This is a genomic window from Rhizobium sp. YTU87027 (assembly GCF_050644135.1).
Classification (GTDB): domain Bacteria; phylum Pseudomonadota; class Alphaproteobacteria; order Rhizobiales; family Rhizobiaceae; genus Rhizobium.
Genome location: NZ_CP098440.1, coordinates 2026389 through 2041609, shown reverse-complemented (window position 1 = coordinate 2041609; position 15221 = coordinate 2026389). Strand labels below are relative to the sequence as shown.

Annotated in this window: 12 protein-coding genes and 2 pseudogenes; 8 read left to right on the top strand and 6 right to left on the bottom strand. The window is 59.4% G+C overall.

Annotated elements, in window-relative coordinates:
• Positions 1-267 precede the first annotated feature (267 nt).
• From NBG89_RS10225 to ligD, 4 genes are all read left to right on the top strand, one after another.
• Entirely contained in the window at positions 268-606 is a 339-nt protein-coding gene (locus NBG89_RS10225) for a hypothetical protein (protein ID WP_431319871.1), read from the top strand.
• Between the two features lie 155 nt (positions 607-761).
• Complete coding sequence (locus tag NBG89_RS10220; protein WP_431319870.1) at positions 762-1031, top strand: hypothetical protein; 270 nt, start codon at positions 762-764, stop codon at positions 1029-1031.
• A gap of 33 nt (positions 1032-1064) precedes the next feature.
• Entirely contained in the window at positions 1065-1898 is an 834-nt protein-coding gene (locus NBG89_RS10215; RefSeq protein ID WP_431319869.1) for a Ku protein, read from the top strand.
• A gap of 2 nt (positions 1899-1900) precedes the next feature.
• Positions 1901-4414, top strand: a complete 2514-nt coding sequence (gene ligD / locus NBG89_RS10210) for a DNA ligase D (RefSeq protein ID WP_431319868.1) — start codon at positions 1901-1903, stop codon at positions 4412-4414.
• A 19-nt stretch (positions 4415-4433) separates the two neighbouring features.
• On the opposite strand, the gene NBG89_RS10205 is transcribed toward ligD, so the two are convergent.
• The 4 genes and pseudogenes from NBG89_RS10205 to NBG89_RS10190 all read right to left on the bottom strand — a co-directional run bounded on the left by NBG89_RS10205 (position 4434) and on the right by NBG89_RS10190 (position 7675).
• Positions 4434-5243, bottom strand: a complete 810-nt coding sequence (locus NBG89_RS10205) for a Ku protein (protein ID WP_088703427.1) — start codon at positions 5241-5243, stop codon at positions 4434-4436.
• Between the two features lie 127 nt (positions 5244-5370).
• The gene (locus tag NBG89_RS10200; protein ID WP_431319867.1) at positions 5371-6459 is read right to left on the bottom strand and encodes a DNA topoisomerase IB; all 1089 of its coding nucleotides are present in this window, start codon (positions 6457-6459) and stop codon (positions 5371-5373) included.
• A 99-nt stretch (positions 6460-6558) separates the two neighbouring features.
• Entirely contained in the window at positions 6559-6888 is a 330-nt protein-coding gene (locus NBG89_RS10195) for a hypothetical protein (RefSeq protein WP_431319866.1), read from the bottom strand.
• Positions 6885-7675 (bottom strand): annotated as a pseudogene (locus NBG89_RS10190) (DUF2092 domain-containing protein). The gene NBG89_RS10195 and the pseudogene NBG89_RS10190 overlap by 4 nt, the downstream one beginning before the upstream one ends.
• Positions 7676-8087: 412 nt before the next feature.
• Between NBG89_RS10190 and NBG89_RS10185 the strand changes: the two are divergent.
• From NBG89_RS10185 to NBG89_RS10175, 3 genes and pseudogenes are all read left to right on the top strand, one after another.
• Positions 8088-9278 (top strand): efflux RND transporter periplasmic adaptor subunit, encoded by a 1191-nt coding sequence (locus NBG89_RS10185; RefSeq protein WP_431319865.1) that lies wholly within the window; start codon positions 8088-8090, stop codon positions 9276-9278.
• Positions 9279-9312: 34 nt separating this feature from the next.
• Positions 9313-12489 carry an efflux RND transporter permease subunit gene (locus NBG89_RS10180; RefSeq protein ID WP_431319864.1) on the top strand — a complete coding sequence of 1059 codons (3177 nt, stop codon included), beginning with the start codon at positions 9313-9315 and terminating at the stop codon, positions 12487-12489.
• Between the two features lie 283 nt (positions 12490-12772).
• Positions 12773-13225: pseudogene (locus NBG89_RS10175) on the top strand (hypothetical protein); the annotation flags it as partial.
• Between the two features lie 407 nt (positions 13226-13632).
• On the opposite strand, the gene NBG89_RS10170 reads toward NBG89_RS10175, so the two are convergent.
• Together NBG89_RS10170 and NBG89_RS10165 are read right to left on the bottom strand one after the other, a co-directional pair.
• The gene (locus NBG89_RS10170; protein ID WP_431319863.1) at positions 13633-14256 is read right to left on the bottom strand and encodes an SOS response-associated peptidase; all 624 of its coding nucleotides are present in this window, start codon (positions 14254-14256) and stop codon (positions 13633-13635) included.
• A 169-nt stretch (positions 14257-14425) separates the two neighbouring features.
• Entirely contained in the window at positions 14426-14626 is a 201-nt protein-coding gene (locus NBG89_RS10165; RefSeq protein ID WP_431319862.1) for a hypothetical protein, read from the bottom strand.
• Between the two features lie 111 nt (positions 14627-14737).
• Here NBG89_RS10165 and NBG89_RS10160 point away from each other — a divergent pair, with 111 nt between their 5' ends.
• Positions 14738-15208 (top strand): thermonuclease family protein, encoded by a 471-nt coding sequence (locus NBG89_RS10160; RefSeq protein ID WP_431319861.1) that lies wholly within the window; start codon positions 14738-14740, stop codon positions 15206-15208.
• The last annotated feature ends 13 nt before the right edge of the window (positions 15209-15221 follow it).

Here is a 15221-nt window from a genome sequence, read left to right as displayed (position 1 = left end):
CTCTGGAGGTTATGACCTTCAAACTCCCAGCCACCGTGAGTAGCGGTGGCTTTTTTTTGCCTATCGCGTCGTCGACATGCCTCGGAACATTCGGTTGCGGCCACTCGTTTCCTCGGGAAGAAGAGCTGAAGGAGGTGACATGAAAGATGCCGCGGCCGCTGAGAGAACCGATCACTGAGATGCAGGTGATGATCGAGGGACAGTCACACTTCCAGCCTTTCGGCTTACCTTATTGGGGTTCGAAAAAACTCAATAAGGGAGAGCGTCATGCAGGTCGTCGGCACGCAGGTCATTCCCGAAAAGGGTGGCAAACTCGGTTTCACAATTGAATTCGTGGGCGATGGAGGGGAGATCATTTCCGTCCAGTTACGCAATGACGACAAGCAATCCCTCAACTCAATGAACGCGATCGAGCGAGCCCAGGCTGTGATGGCGGCAGCCGATACGGATGGGGCGAGCGCCGACCGATTGAAAGCGCGGCCAAGCGCTCGTGCTGCCGGCGATCAGACCGCAATGGACGAACAGCTGGACGAAGGACTGGAAGGAACATTTCCAGCGAGCGATCCAGTTTCGGTCACTGGTTCCAGTATCCCGACCGATCCGTAAAACACTAACGGCAGCGCCGAAAGGGTGTCGGCGGTTCCTGTTTGGCCCATCGGGCTGCAGGCAAGGAAAAAATCCGGCGCCCGCAGCCGAGCGCCGGAACTTTTTCGCCTCAGATCCATTGAATCCCTTCGTTGTCGACGCAGGCGGGTGATCAGGTGCCTCAGATCCGGAAAATTGATCGCAAGAGCAAGCAGGTGGATGCCCGGGACAGGCTGATCATTGCGCTCTATGCTCAGCTTAAGGCCGAGCGTCAGACTCGCGAGACGCTGGAATGGGTCATTCGCAATGGGGGACTGTCGAAGGAAGTCCTCGAGGCTATCGCTGCCGACCCGGTGCCAGTCGTCACGGGCGATGAGATCGCATCCGTCGAGAAGATCATAGCCATTGATGAGCGGCGGAAGCGCAAATTGCAAAACAACACCTGAGGGGAATGCAAAACAACACCTGAGGGGAATGCCATGGCAGCGCGGGCAAGCTGGAAAGGCCATCTCAAGGTTGGAGACCTTGTTTGCAGCGTGGGACTATACACGGCGGTTTCGACCTCGGAGCGCATCTCATTCAACATCATCAATCGGAAGACCGGCCATCGGGTCGAGCGGCAGTTCGTCGATAGCGAGACCGGCAAGGCAGTTGAGCGTGATGACCAGGTCAAGGGATACCAGCTGGACAATGGCGAATACATCGTCATAGAGGGTGATGAGATTGCCGGCGTCATGCCGGAGAGCGACAAGGTTCTGAACGTCCAGAATTTCGTGCCCTACAGCGAAATCAACAAGCTCTATTTTGACAAACCCTACTACTTGGCGCCCGTCAGCGAGGATGACGAAGAGGCACTCGGGCTGATCGCCCGTGCGATGCGCGATCAGAAGGTTGCCGCGATCGCGGAAGCGGTGCTCTTCCGCCGGAACCGTACGGTCCTGATCCGGCCGCAGGACGACTATATCATCGCGACGACCCTGAGCTTCGACTACGAGGTCCGCAAGCCGGACACGGTCTTCAAGGACATTCCTGAGATGAAGTTCGACAAGGAAATGCTCGAACTGGCCGGCCACATCATTGGCACGAAGAAGGGGACCTTCAATCCGCAGGAATACGAGGATCGATACGAGACGGCGCTCTCGGAGCTGGTGAAGGCGAAGATCGAGGGCAGGGAACTGCCGAAGGCGAAGCCAAAGCCGCAGGGCAAGGTCATCGATCTCATGGATGCCCTGCGCCAGAGCGCCAAACTGAGCGCTAAGCCGCGAGCCAGAAGGGCAGCGCGGGCCGATAGCGGGCAGACGAAGGCGAGCTGACGATGGCTCTGGAGGCCTATCAAGCCAAACGCAATTTTAAGGTAACGCCGGAGCCGCGGGGGAGCCGGCGTGGCGGCAAGCCTCCAGCACAAGCCGCGCTTAGCTTCGTCATTCAAAAGCACGACGCGACAAGGCTCCACTATGACTTCCGGCTCGAGCTCGACGGGGTGCTGAAGAGCTGGGCCGTCACGCGTGGCCCGAGCCTCAATCCCGATGAGAAGCGGCTTGCCGTCCATGTCGAGGACCATCCGCTGGACTATGGCGACTTCGAAGGCATCATCCCGAAGGGCCAGTATGGCGGCGGCACGGTGCTGGTCTGGGATCGTGGCACATGGACGCCGAATGGCGATCCCCACAAGGGCTACAAGAAGGGCCATCTCGAATTTGACCTCGACGGCGAGAAACTGAGCGGCCGCTGGCATCTGGTTCGCATGCATGGCAAGCCGGGCGAGCGCCAGGAAAACTGGTTGCTCATCAAGGCAGAGGATGCGGAGGCTACCCACAAGGGCAACATTCTCAAGCAGCGGCCTGAATCGGTGAAAACCGGCCGCAAGATCGAGGAAGTGGCGAAGCACCCTGACGCCACCTGGAACTCTCGTCCCAAGGGAGCGCCAAAGTCCGTCTCTTCTAAGTCTGCAGGAAGCCCAGCGAAGCCAAAACGTCACGAGTGGCCGAAGGGGGCCGAGAAGGCGGCGATGCCTGTTTTCATCGAGCCTGAGCTTGCCAAGCTCAAGGCCAAGCCTCCGTCAGGAGAAGGATGGATTCACGAGATCAAGTTCGACGGATATCGGCTGCAGGTTCGGCTTGAGAAGGGCAGGGCAACCCTGCTGACCCGCAGCGGGCTCGACTGGACCGGCAAGTTTGGCCCGGAAATCGTCGAGGCGTTTGCCGCACTGCCGGCAAAGTCGGCGATCCTCGATGGCGAAATCGTCGTCGAGCGCGAAACCGGCGCTTCGGACTTTTCGGCCTTGCAGAACGACCTCAGCACAGCCCGTCACGATCGCTTCGTGTTCTATGCCTTCGATCTGCTTTATCTCGATGGGTACGACCTGCAGCAGGTCTCGCTGACCAGCCGCAAAGCCTTGCTCGCGGACCTGCTTGCCGATGTCGACGCGAGACTTCGCTACAGCGAGCACTTTACCGAGAAGGGTGCCGTTGTGCTGGATCATGCCCGCCAGCTCGGGCTCGAGGGGATTATTTCAAAACTGGCTGACAGCGAGTACGTGTCGGGGCGTACCGGCGACTGGGTCAAATCGAAATGCCTGCAGAGGCAGGAACTGGTGATCGGCGGCTATGTGCCTTCGACCGCGATGAATAATGCGATCGGCTCGCTGGCAATGGGCGTTTACCGCAATGGCAAGCTGGAGCATGTTGGCCGGGTCGGAACGGGTTTCAGCGTCAATGTCGCGCATGAGCTCTATGAGATACTGTCGGCGATGGAGCAGACGGAGAGTTCGTTTGACGATGAGCTCACCGCAGAGGAGCGTCGAGGGCTCGTCTACGTCAAACCGAAGCTCGTTGCCGAGGTTGAGTTTCAGGCATGGTCGGCGGACAACAATTTGCGGCATGCCGCGTTTCGCGGGTTGAGAGAAGACAAGGCGCCAGAGGACGTGATGCCCGAAGCAACAACGACGACTGCTCAGGAACTGCCTCAATCCAGCGTCGCGCTCACCCATCCCGATCGCATCTACTGGCCGGAGGAGGGGGTCACCAAACAGGGCCTGGCCAGCTATTATGCCCGAGTATGGCGCTTCGTCGAACCCTATGTGACCAAGCGGCCGTTGGCACTGTTGCGGTGTCCCGACGGCATCGCCGGACAGCGGTTTTTTCAAAAGCACGCCTGGAAGGGCATGAACTCGCATATCGAGCAGATCACCGATCCGAAGGACAGGGGTGGCGAGAAGTTGCTGCGCATCACCGACTTTGACGGGATGGTGGCCCTCGTCCAATCGGCCGTGCTGGAGATCCATCCCTGGGGCGCGACGACAGCGAGCTGGGAGCGGCCCGACATGATCACGATGGACCTTGACCCGGCCGAAGACGTTAGCTGGGCCGAGGTGATCGCCGCGGCCTACGAACTGAAGGAGCGTCTGGAAGCTGCGGGCCTCGCGGCCTTTGTCAAGACGTCCGGCGGCAAGGGGCTGCATGTCGTGACGCCGCTGAAACCGAAGGCCGGCTGGGCGCCGGTCAAGGCCTTCGCGAAGGCGCTGGCCGATGGCATGTCCAAGGATCATCCGGACAAATATCTCGCGACCGCCACGAAGGCGAAGCGGAACGGCAAGATCTTCATCGACTATCTGCGCAACGGCCGCGGCAACACGGCAGTCGCCGCCTATTCGACGCGTGCACGTCCGGGGGCAGCTGTTTCGATGCCGCTTGAGTGGAACGAGCTGACCGAGGAAATCGGTCCGGCCTATTTCACGGTCGACAACGCCCCGGCACGCCTCGATGCCTTGCGCAGCGATCCATGGGCGGATTTCTTCGCCGCCGCCGTTCCCCTTGAGAAGCGAAAGTAGCGGAAGCGGCTGCGGTCTCTCAATGAGATTTCGGACGTCCCGTTTCCTTGGCGAGGCTCTTCTTCAGGGCATCCATGATGTTGACGACATTGCCCGTCGGTTTGGATGCCGGCCGCTTGGATGAAGGCGGTGCGGCTTTAACAAGGCTCTTCTGCTTCGCCCGGATCATGGCTCTCAGGCGCTTCTGGATCGGATCCTGCACCATGGCGGGCTGCCAATCCTCCGTCCGGTCCTTGACGAGCTTTTTCATCAGGGAGAGCACGGTGTCATCAACCTTGCTGTGGCTGTCCAGGGTTGCGGCCGGCGGGCGAACTTCGTCGCCGAAATGAAGCGTCCAGAGAATAATGCCCTTGCCTTGCGGTTCCAAAAGCACCGCGCGCTCACGCCGGTAGAGAACAAGCCGCGCTATGCCGACGACATCGTTCGCCTTCATGGATTCACGGATCACGCAGAAGGCTTCCGTGCCGACCTTGTCCTCCGGCGTCAGAAAATGTGGTTTGTCGTACCAGATCCAGTCGATCGAGCCGCGCGGCACGAAGGTATCGATGTCGATCGTCTTCGTGCTTTCCAGGCCGACTTCATCGAGTTCCTTGTCTTCGAGAATGACATAGTCGTCTTCGCCGCGCGGATAACCTCGGGCTTGATCCTTGTCGGCGATCGGCTTGTGGGTGACGCTGTCGACGTAGCGGCTTTCGACGCGGTTCTTTGTCTTTCGGTTCAGGACGTGAAATCGGAGCTGATTGCTATCAGTCGTCGCCGGTGTCAGCGACACCGCGGCAGTGACGAGTGACAGCTTGAGATAGCCCTTCCAATAGGTCTGACGTGCCATTTGCGCCCTGGCGCTCTGGCGCCATCTCCCTTGGCCGCATTTGCGGTAATTCCCCATAACGGCGCGAGCAACAGTTTGGTTCCATGGCAAGCGTCGCAAAACGTGCAAATACCGAGGGATAGCGCTCTCAACGCAGAGTAAGACGCTTGAGCCAGCGCAGCACGGCAATTTCATCCTGATCCATCCAGCGCAGCAGTCTGGCACTTCGGCTCGGTCGGGCACTCGCGAGCTTGGCAAGTTTGCCGGTCTCGAAGCTTTCGAATACCTTTGGATGGATGTAGGACGAGCGGCACACCGCGCGGGTGTTGACCAACCGGGCGGCAACTGTATCGACGACGATGTTAATCTGCCGAGTGCGTCCTCGTTGGCTTTCATGTGGTTCGACCGTAGCAAGGGCGGTAGCGGCCATCTGGGTTGCGCCCCAGGTGCGGAATTGGCGGGAACTGAAGTCGGCTCCGGATGCTTGTCTTATGTAGCTGTTGACATCCTGTGACTGGATGGGGTGGCAGATCGCATCGTCATCGATGTACTGGAAAAGTTGCTGGCCGGGTAGTTCCTGCAGCATGCGCACGGCACGGGTGATGCGCCTGTCGCTGTGGCTCAGGCGCCATTCCTTCCCTGATTTGCCCTTGAAGCGGAAGTGAATGCTCGATCCCGATATTTTCACATGCTTGTTGCGCAGTGTCGTCAGGCCAAAGGACGCGTTCTTAGCAGCGTAGCTCGCATTGCCGACGCGGATGTAAAGGTTATCGAGCAGCCAAACGATCGTTGCGAGTGCCTTATCGATGTTGGGTGTCCGTCGCCGGAGGTCGGAGTCTACCTTCCTGCGGATCGCGGGCAGCGCCGATCCGAAATCTGCGAGCCGTTCGAACTTGCTTCTTTCTCTCGCCGCGGTCCATTCGGAGTGGTAGCGATATTGCTTGCGGCCTCGCGCGTCGCGGCCCGTCGCCTGAAGGTGCGAATTCGCGTCGGCGGAGATCAGAACCTCGGTGTAGGCGGGTGGAATTGCGAGCGCCGAGATACGCTCGAGTTCCGTCCGGTCGCTGATGCGTGTGCCTTCGGCGTCGTAATAGACAAACCCGTTCTTTACGGCCCGCCTTGTTATGCCAGTCTCCAGGTTCGCGATGAAGACCAGACCGCCGAGCGCCGGTAGCTCGCCAGGCGCAGCCGCCGGTTTCTCGTCAAGTTGCTGTTTATAAGTCGCTCTCTGGTCCACAATGAGCGTGAAACGCCGTTGCCGTCGGTAGGTTCCGATTAAGCGACGGCAACCTTTTGGCGGCTCCACCGATGGCTGCTGGAACGCAGGGCGAGCCCGCTATTCGATGACCACCTGAACATAGGTGGCGCCGCTCTTTGCATAATAGAGTGATCCGCAGCGGTAGTAATACCCTCCGTGGTAAGCTCCATAAACACAGCCGGCAGGAAGGGTGCTGAGATAGACATTTGTCCTTCGTACAACGCGGCGTGTCGTGCGACGGGCGGCGCCTGCATAGGAGAGCGGCGTCAGGGGGCGGCCGATTTCGGCCTCGGCGGGGGGCAACGCCCTGACGGTCAAGGTGGTCAGGTCGCTTCCCTCCATGTTGACGTCAAGGCAGGTAAACGCAACTACGAGCGCAAAGGCGAAAACCCGTACGACAGTTTTCATTGTGCATCTCCCATCGGCTCGGTTGGCGCTGGCAGTTCATCGATCTGACCGAGTTCACTGAGGTCAACCTTCTTTGCGTCTCCGGGAATTTTGATCGCGAAATCTGCCAGCTTCGCATTTTCGCCGGTGCGGAAGTTTCGGACCTCAAGCATGTATTGTGGTGCCTGCACCACATGTTTGCTGGTGACGATGTAGCGTATCGGTATTGGCTTAGAACCGGCCTCGATCCAGATCTGCCAATCGACGCCGTTCTTGCGGAAGGTCAGATATTCGCATTCCACACCATCGACGACGGCGCTTGAGATATGCTTGGCTTCGGTTACGCCGTCCATCAGCGCATCGAAGCTGTTTGAAAGCAGGAGATCGGAGCCGGGGATTTCCGCACCGGCGTTTTGCAGCCGATCAAAAAGCTCGTCCAAGGTCCCTTTGGCATCGACCTGGGCGTACGCGTCGAGATTCTTGCCATGTACCGTCAGTTTCGTCCCGTCGAAGCCAACATCCAGGTCGGCAAAGCCGCCGATCCGCGTTAGCCGGATCTTGTCTGGTCGGCTGACGGTGGCGGTGCCGGAGCTGACGAATTGTAGCTTTTCAAAGGCTGGCGTCACCGCCTCCACCGACGAGACATAGTCGAAGGAGAACGTCTTCTGCGCCGCCATATAGTCGGACATCGCCTTCAGGAGTTCTTTCGAATCGTCCGCCCATGCGCCGTTGGAAAGCTCAATCCGGCAGTGATCGCGCAGATGGCAAGTCGTGCCCTGAATGGCGCCAGCATCGTGAATTTCGACATGTCACGCCCTCTTTTTTTACAATGGTAGATTGGGTGCGCGGTGAATGCAGCGTACCTTGAGGTTGCCGGCGGCATTGCCATCGTCAGAAAGGCGTAGACAAAGCTACTCCTTTGGAAGGCGTGCTTGTTAGGACGCGGAAAACGAACGGCCCAGCCCCCTCGATCCGATTCTGGACAGGGGTTCGGCTACTGTACGTTTCTTTTTCTTGCGGCCGAAATGTAACTGTAAGTTCATCTTTTGTCACACATTTCGGCCCGTATCGCCAACTATTTATCGCGTGCGCTACTATTGCCTTTCGCGGAAATGCGGAAATATTGTCTGATACTACACTCCGCCCCGGCGTATGGAGTGGTGGGATCCGCCAGGGGCACGCATGAAATCCGAAGCTCGTGCATGCATCGGGGCAGAAAAATGCGCGATAGGTCGTATCGAGGGCTGCATCTTATCGTTATTTTGACTGTGGTCGCTGCCTTATCGGCATGCGACAGCGGCAGCAATGCTTACGTGCCGCCGCCGCCGCCGAAGGTAAATGTGGCGCAACCGCTACGGCAGCCGGTGGTTGAATATTTTGAGCTGACGGGCAATACAGACGCGATCAACGCTGTCGACATCGAAGCCCGCGTGCAGGGCTTTCTGGAATCAATAGACTACAAGGACGGTACGCCGATGAAGAAGGGCGACCGCCTCTTCAGCATCCAGCGGGACACCTATAAGGCACAGGTCGACCAGGCGCAGGCGCAACTGGCCTCGCAGCAGGCGTCGCAAGTCGGGGCGAAGCAGGAATACGACCGGCAGCTCAATCTCATGAAGCAGGAAGTGACGACGCAGACGGCTGTCGACAGCGCCAAGGCGACGCTTGACGAAGCAAACGCCGCCATTTTGAACGCGCAGGCGAGCCTCGATCTCGCAAACATCAACCTCGGATATACCGAAGTGGTGGCGCCCTTCGACGGCACGGTGACCGACCACCTCGTTGATGTCGGAGCCTTGGTCGGCGTGTCCGGCCCGACAAAGCTTGCCACGATTGTTCAGACCGACCCACTCTATGTCTATTTCAACGTCAGTGAAGCGCAGGTGCTGATGATCAAGCAGAGCCTCGCAAAGGCAGGAAGTAAGCTGACTCAGGCTGACCTCCCGAGCATACCGGTGGAAATCGGGCTCGGCGATGAGGAGGGGTATCCGCACAAGGGTCACCTCGACTACGTGGCGCCGCAGATCGATGCTTCGACGGGCACGCTTTCGGTTCGGGGTATTATCGACAACATGGACCACGCACTCCTGCCGGGCCTTTTCGTCCGCGTTCGTGTTCCGGTTGCCCACAAGGAGGAGGCGCTTCTCGTCCGCGATGATGCGATCGGCACCAACCAACAGGGCAGCTATGTGCTGGTGCTAGGGCAGGACGACGTGATTGAACAGAAGCTCGTCAAAATAGGCCAGCGCAATGGCTCGATGCGGGTCATCGAGTCGGGTCTCGACGCAGGGGATTGGGTCGTCATGGCCGGGATCCAACGGGCCGTGCCCGATATGAAGGTTACGCCTGAGAAAGGCACGATAGACGCCGCCTCTGCAATAGGGGATCCGAGCGGATCGAAAGTCCCATGAACCGAGACCCGGCCCGATACAGGAGGCGAAGCAGATGATCTCGCGCTTCTTCATCGAGCGGCCGGTGCTCTCCAATGTTCTTGCCCTGGTCATCGTCCTGATTGGCGCGGTGGCGCTGTTTCAGTTGCCTGTCGCTCAATATCCCAATGTGGTTCCGCCCACCGTACAGGTGACGACGCGCTATCCGGGCGCGAGCGCCAAGACCCTCGTCGATACCGTTGCCTTGCCGATAGAACTGCAGGTCAACGGCGTCGAAAACATGCTCTACATGCAGTCGACCAGCGCCAGCGACGGCACATATTCGCTAACCGTCACCTTTGCCATCGGCACGGACCCCGACCAGGCGCAGGTCCTGGTCCAGAACCGCGTTGCGATAGCGATGCCGTCGCTGCCGCAGGCAGTGCAGGTGCAGGGCGTGACGACACAGAAGAAGTCGACATCGATCCTCGGTTTCGTCAGCCTTACTTCGCCGGATAGCCGTTACGACAGCCTGTTTCTGTCGAACTATGCCGTCATCAACCTGCAGAACGAACTTGCGCGGCTTCCCGGCGTCGGCAATGTCAGCGTCTTCGGCGCCGGCCAGTATGCCATGCGGATCTGGATGGACCCGGATCTCCTGCAAGCCCGGGGGCTGACGCCGCAGGACATCATCAACACGGTACAGCAACAGAGCCAGGAGGTCACCGCAGGGCAGGTAGGATTGCCGCCGGTGCCAAGCGGGCAGGACTTCCAGTACACGCTCAACGTCAGCGGCCGACTGAACGACGCCCCTGACTTCGAAGACATCATCGTCAAGGTCGATTCCACAGGCGGCGGCAGGATCACGCGTGTCCGCGACATCGGTCGTGTCGAGCTCGGGGCGCAGACCTATAGCCAGTCCTTCCTGCAGAACCGGCGACCGGCGACCGGTATCGGCATTTTCCAGTTGCCGGAGGCGAATGCCATCGCGGTGGCCGAGACCGTCAGGGCGAAGATGGCGGAGCTTTCGAAGAGCTTTCCGCCCGGCCTCGAATACAGCATGCCGTTTGATACGACGAAATTCGTCAAGGCGTCGATCCGCGAAGTCTACGTGACGCTGATCGAGGCCGGCGTTCTGGTCCTGATCGTGATCCTGCTCTTCCTGCAGAATTGGCGGGCCATGCTCGTGCCGGCGACAACCGTTCCGGTGACGATTATCGGGGCATTTGCTGCGATGGCGGCCCTCGGTTTCACCGTCAATCTGTCGACGCTGTTTGCGATCGTGCTTGCGATCGGCATCGTCGTTGATGACGCGATCGTCATCGTCGAGGGGGTTGCGCGTCACATTGAGGAGGGGATGCCCGGCAGACAGGCGGCAGAGAAGGCGATGGACGAGCTCCTCGGCCCCGTCATCGGTATTACGCTGGTCCTCATGGCCGTCTTCATTCCGGCCGCCTTCCTGCCGGGCCTAACCGGACAGCTCTACCGGCAATTTGCGCTTGTCATCGCCGCGACCGCGCTGATCAGCGCGATCAACGCCATCACGCTGAAGCCGACGCAATGTGCTCTTTGGCTGCGACCGCCCGTGCCGCCGGAAAAGCGCAACCTCTTCTATCGCGGCTTCAACCGAGTCTATGATGCGGCCGAGAACGGCTACTCCAGGCTCGTTGGCGGCCTCGTGCGCAACAGCGCGGTCGCAGTGCTTGTTGGCTTGGCGCTGATCGGGGTCGCCTTTTGGGGGCTGACCCGGCTTCCGACGGCCTTCCTCCCGATCGAGGATCAAGGCTACGTGCTGATCAGTGCGCAGTTGCCTGATGGTGCGTCGAAGGAACGTACCGATGCCGTGATGCAGCAAGTCAGCGCAATCGCGGAGCAGACGCCGGGCGTCGACCAGGTTCTGACGATCAGCGGCATTTCGGTCCTCGACAACAGCGCAAGCCTGCCGAATGCCGGTGTCGCCTACGTCATTCTCAAGGACTGGGACGTGCGCGGAAAGGAAAAAGGCCAGGACCTGCTGTCGATATACAAGCATTTGAACGGCGCTCTGGAAAGTGTCATGCAAGCCAATACTCTGGTCGTGGTCCCACCGGCAATCCAGGGTATCGGCAATGCCAGCGGCTTTACCATGCAGGTGCTGCTCAAGGACGGCAGCTTCGATTTCTCGCTATTGCAGACGTTGGCCGATACGATCGTCGAGCACGGAAATTCGCAATCCTCGCTGCAGCGGCTGCAGACGTCGTTCCGCGCGGACGCTCCGCAGCTTGAGGTGTCGGTCGACCGCATCAAGGCCGAGACGCTCGGCGTCACAGTCGGGCAGGTGTTCTCGGCTCTCTCAGGTTATGTCGGTTCGAGTTATGTCACCCAGTTCAATAAGTTCGGCCGGACCTTCCAGGTCTATGTGCAAGCGACTCCGGATTTTCGCGTGCGGCCGGATGATATCCGTAATCTAAAGGTCAAGGCTGGCGATGGCAGCATGGTCCCGCTTGGTACGGTAATTGACGTTAAAAGCTCGCCAGGCCCGTCGCTGATCAGCCTCTACAATCTCTATCCAACCGCCACGATCGTCGGCGGCCCCGCCACCGGCTTCAGTTCGGGGCAGGCGCTCGATGTCATGGAGCAGATCGCCGATCAGACACTGCCGCCTGGCGCCGGCTTCGAGTGGACAGCGCTGTCCTATCAGGAAAGGGCGGTGGGTAGCCAGATCTACTACGTCTTTGGTCTTGCCATTCTTCTGGTCTATTTCGTTTTGGCCGGACAGTACGAAAGCTGGATATTGCCGTTCGCCGTTATTCTCGCCGTTCCCCTTGCTCTGCTCGGGACGGTCGGCGCACTGACGGCGCTCGGGGTCGCAAATAATCTCTACACGCAGATAGGTCTCATTCTGCTCATCGCGCTTTCCTCCAAGAACGCCATCCTGATCGTTGAATATGCACGGGAAAAACGCATGCAGGGCATGGAGATTGCCGCTGCCGCCGTGCTTGCGGCGCGACTGCGTTTCCGCCCGATCCTGATGACCTCGTTCGCCTTCATCCTCGGCGTGTTGCCGTTGGTGCTGGCGACGGGGGCTGGCGCCAACGCCCGCCGATCGATCGGTATTTCCGTCTTCAGCGGCATGATCGCATCGACGTGCCTGGCGGTTTTGCTGGTGCCGTCCTTCTACGTGATCCTGCAGCATTTCGAGGAATATCGGAAGCGCCGTGCGCTGCCGATTCCGGGCGCGCAGACATCAAGCGATGCGGCGACAGACCGCTGAACGGAAATGATACCGCATTGAGAATTGCGATCCTCGGCTTGGGAAGCACACAGGCGCGTCGCGCTTGATCGCCCCGTGGATAAAGCAAGGAAGCGCCCTCGGAAGGAGAGGGTTAGGAGCAGCCTCACGATGCCGACATGGTCGACACTGTGATTTCCGCAGGAGAGGAACTATGGAGAATTTCTCGTCATCACTGGAAATCGCATCCCTGAAACATGGCATGTGGAAAATGAGACTTGGCTTGTCCGCGATCGGCGTCGTCGCCTTGTTCGCGAGCGCCTTGGCACAACAGCCGACCGACGCGCAGCGCAACGCAATAAAATCCGCTTGCCGTACCGATTTCATTTCCGATTGCTCCGGTGTCACGCCGGGTGGCAAGGAGGCCCTTGCCTGCCTGCAGCAGCATGAAGCGTCGCTGTCGTCGGGATGCAAGCAGGCAATCAGCGCGCTCGGCGGAAGCGGCAGCGCCGCCACTCCGAAATCGTCTTCAGGGGCGTCGAACGCGCCAGCAACGCCGGATGCTGGCACACCTAAAGCTGCCGCGCCCGCAGCAACGGCCGCACCGCAGCTTTCGCCGCGGGAGGAGATGGTCATTGCTCGCGAGGCCTGCGGGCCGGACTTCCGATCTTACTGCCGCGCCGTTCCGCTTGGCGGCGGACGCGGCATCGCCTGCCTTAGAGAGAATATGGCGCGGTTGTCTCCGGCCTGCCAAAAGGTCCTAGCTCACGGATTGTGATTTTCTTTTGCTTTCACGGTCTTCAGTACGCTGGGTGATTGGGTGCCGGGACGTATCGGTCTCGATTCGCAAAATGGTTGTGAATTCGTCAGACCTTGGTCCGACTACCCAATCGCTCCGCATGCGCTAACTGCACCTTGTCCTTCTGCCCCGAAGGATGAGGGAGGCTTTGGGATGTCGCGGACAAACCCTCCTGCAGCCTCCCTCCTTGCGGTCGGACCTTGGTCCAACTTTTCAAGCGTGCACGCTCTGACTAAGTTGGCCTTGTCCTTCCGCCAAAAAAGGACACGCAGGGGTACCTTCGAGTCCCCTGAGAGGGCTTGAGAGGTCACCAACGGGTAGGCTGACCTCTCGGGTCCCGCCTCCAGGGCAACACCTTGCCAGGGTCCTGCAGCAGGCGCTCGATATCAGCCTCCGTGAACCGTGCGACAGGTCAAAATTGACCCCAGAAAGGCAGATCGAAAATTCTCTCGCTTGGCCAGGATCGTGCGCTTCAGGAAACTAAGTGACTTAGTCAAGAAGACAAACTCATTCGAAGTCGACCACGCCGTGGAAATCGACAGGACGGCGAGGTGGGCGATGTTTTCGGGGCCAGCCGAGAACCAGGCGTTCGGGGTCTTTCCGCCCTCATCCTTGCTCGCCGGGTCCGGCTCCGCGAAGGTTGTCACGGGCACGAGGCATCGGTGTTCCACGCCGAACCAGCGCTTCCAATGTGGCAAAGTCAGATTTCGGATGTTCGTTACGCCGCCGTCCGGCTCCATCCGTAGCAGTTCGCCTATGTCGACGGGCAGTCCCTTTTTCCGCAGCTTTTCGGCTCGGGCCTCCGCCGCCTTCCGCTGCATATATGGCGGAGAGGGAAGGCCCCAGCGGCAGTTCGCGAGCTGCCTTGTGCCATCGGATGTGTTTCGGATGACAGGTGCCCATTGATCCGGGTTGATCTGGTATGCCGGCATAGGGTTGATCAGGCTCTCGGCATCCTGCGCCCACTTGTTGACCCAGTCGCGATCATCCATCCGGTAGAGATTACACATGCGGCAGTCATCTCCCTGTGTCTGCAGCCGAACGTCGGATATCCCGGCCGAACATTCAAGGCATCAACCGGATAAGGGCATCGACTCCTTTCGACTTCCGGCACCAGTTGCCGCTGAAAGCATCCCTTAGTTGTTTGCGGTCTAAAGTCCGTCAAACAGGATCGGGTGTTCAATGGAAACCGCCAGTAATCTCAGAAAGGATATCGAGGTCGCGTTGCGCCGCTCCAATCTGAACGCGTGGCAGCGAAAGTTCCTCACCGACATCCTGGCTCGCATCAATCGTAGTGGCGACAGCTTCGCTCTCACCGACAAGCAGTGGAGAAAGGTCTTCGAGGCGCTCGGAAATCGCTCCAACGTCGTCCAATTTCAACCACGGACATCATCGTCCAGTCATCACCGTTTACCCAGCTACCGTCAACCGAGGTTCACCAGCCGGCGGTCGTATCGCCCGAGTTGGAGCGCGAAGAGGTTCCTAGCGGCAGTGGTAGTCCTAGCTGTGATTGCATGCTTTCAGTTTGTCACCGGCAGCAAGTTCCACGCGGCAACCGTGGTGCCGTCGTCGGCCAGGAACGAGTTCGCGTCGTCGAGGTTCACGGTCACCGATGGCGATACAATCCATGTCGAAGGCGAGATCAGCGGTACCCGGCTCGTCGGCTACAATGCGCCCGAGGTGTTCAGTCCGCGTTGTACATCCGAAAAGGAACTTGGCGACCGTGCGACGGCACGCCTCAAGGAATTGGTGGTGGCCGGTCCGGTCAAACTCACAAGGGTTCCTTGCGCGTGCAAGCCGGATACCGAAGGAACTGACCGATGCAATTATGGTCGCTCCTGTGCAGTTCTTTATGCGGGCGGGCACGATGTCAGCAGCATCATGATCGGCGAGGGGCTGGCAGTTCCGTTCGTCTGTGGTGGAACCAGATGCCCGCCGACACCGCGACCGTGGTGCGGTTGAGCTAGTCGCTTTT

What these genes read in the sequence shown, in the direction of transcription:
- NBG89_RS10225 (WP_431319871.1), top strand. Translation starts at nt 268, where the DNA reads ATGCAGGTCGTCGGCACGCAGGTCATTCCCGAAAAGGGTGGCAAACTC.
- NBG89_RS10215 (WP_431319869.1), top strand. Translation starts at nt 1,065, where the DNA reads ATGGCAGCGCGGGCAAGCTGGAAAGGCCATCTCAAGGTTGGAGACCTT.
- ligD (WP_431319868.1), top strand. Translation starts at nt 1,901, where the DNA reads ATGGCTCTGGAGGCCTATCAAGCCAAACGCAATTTTAAGGTAACGCCG.
- NBG89_RS10205 (WP_088703427.1), bottom strand. Translation starts at nt 5,243, where the DNA reads ATGGCACGTCAGACCTATTGGAAGGGCTATCTCAAGCTGTCACTCGTC.
- NBG89_RS10195 (WP_431319866.1), bottom strand. Translation starts at nt 6,888, where the DNA reads ATGAAAACTGTCGTACGGGTTTTCGCCTTTGCGCTCGTAGTTGCGTTT.
- NBG89_RS10185 (WP_431319865.1), top strand. Translation starts at nt 8,088, where the DNA reads ATGCGCGATAGGTCGTATCGAGGGCTGCATCTTATCGTTATTTTGACT.
- NBG89_RS10180 (WP_431319864.1), top strand. Translation starts at nt 9,313, where the DNA reads ATGATCTCGCGCTTCTTCATCGAGCGGCCGGTGCTCTCCAATGTTCTT.
- NBG89_RS10170 (WP_431319863.1), bottom strand. Translation starts at nt 14,256, where the DNA reads ATGTGTAATCTCTACCGGATGGATGATCGCGACTGGGTCAACAAGTGG.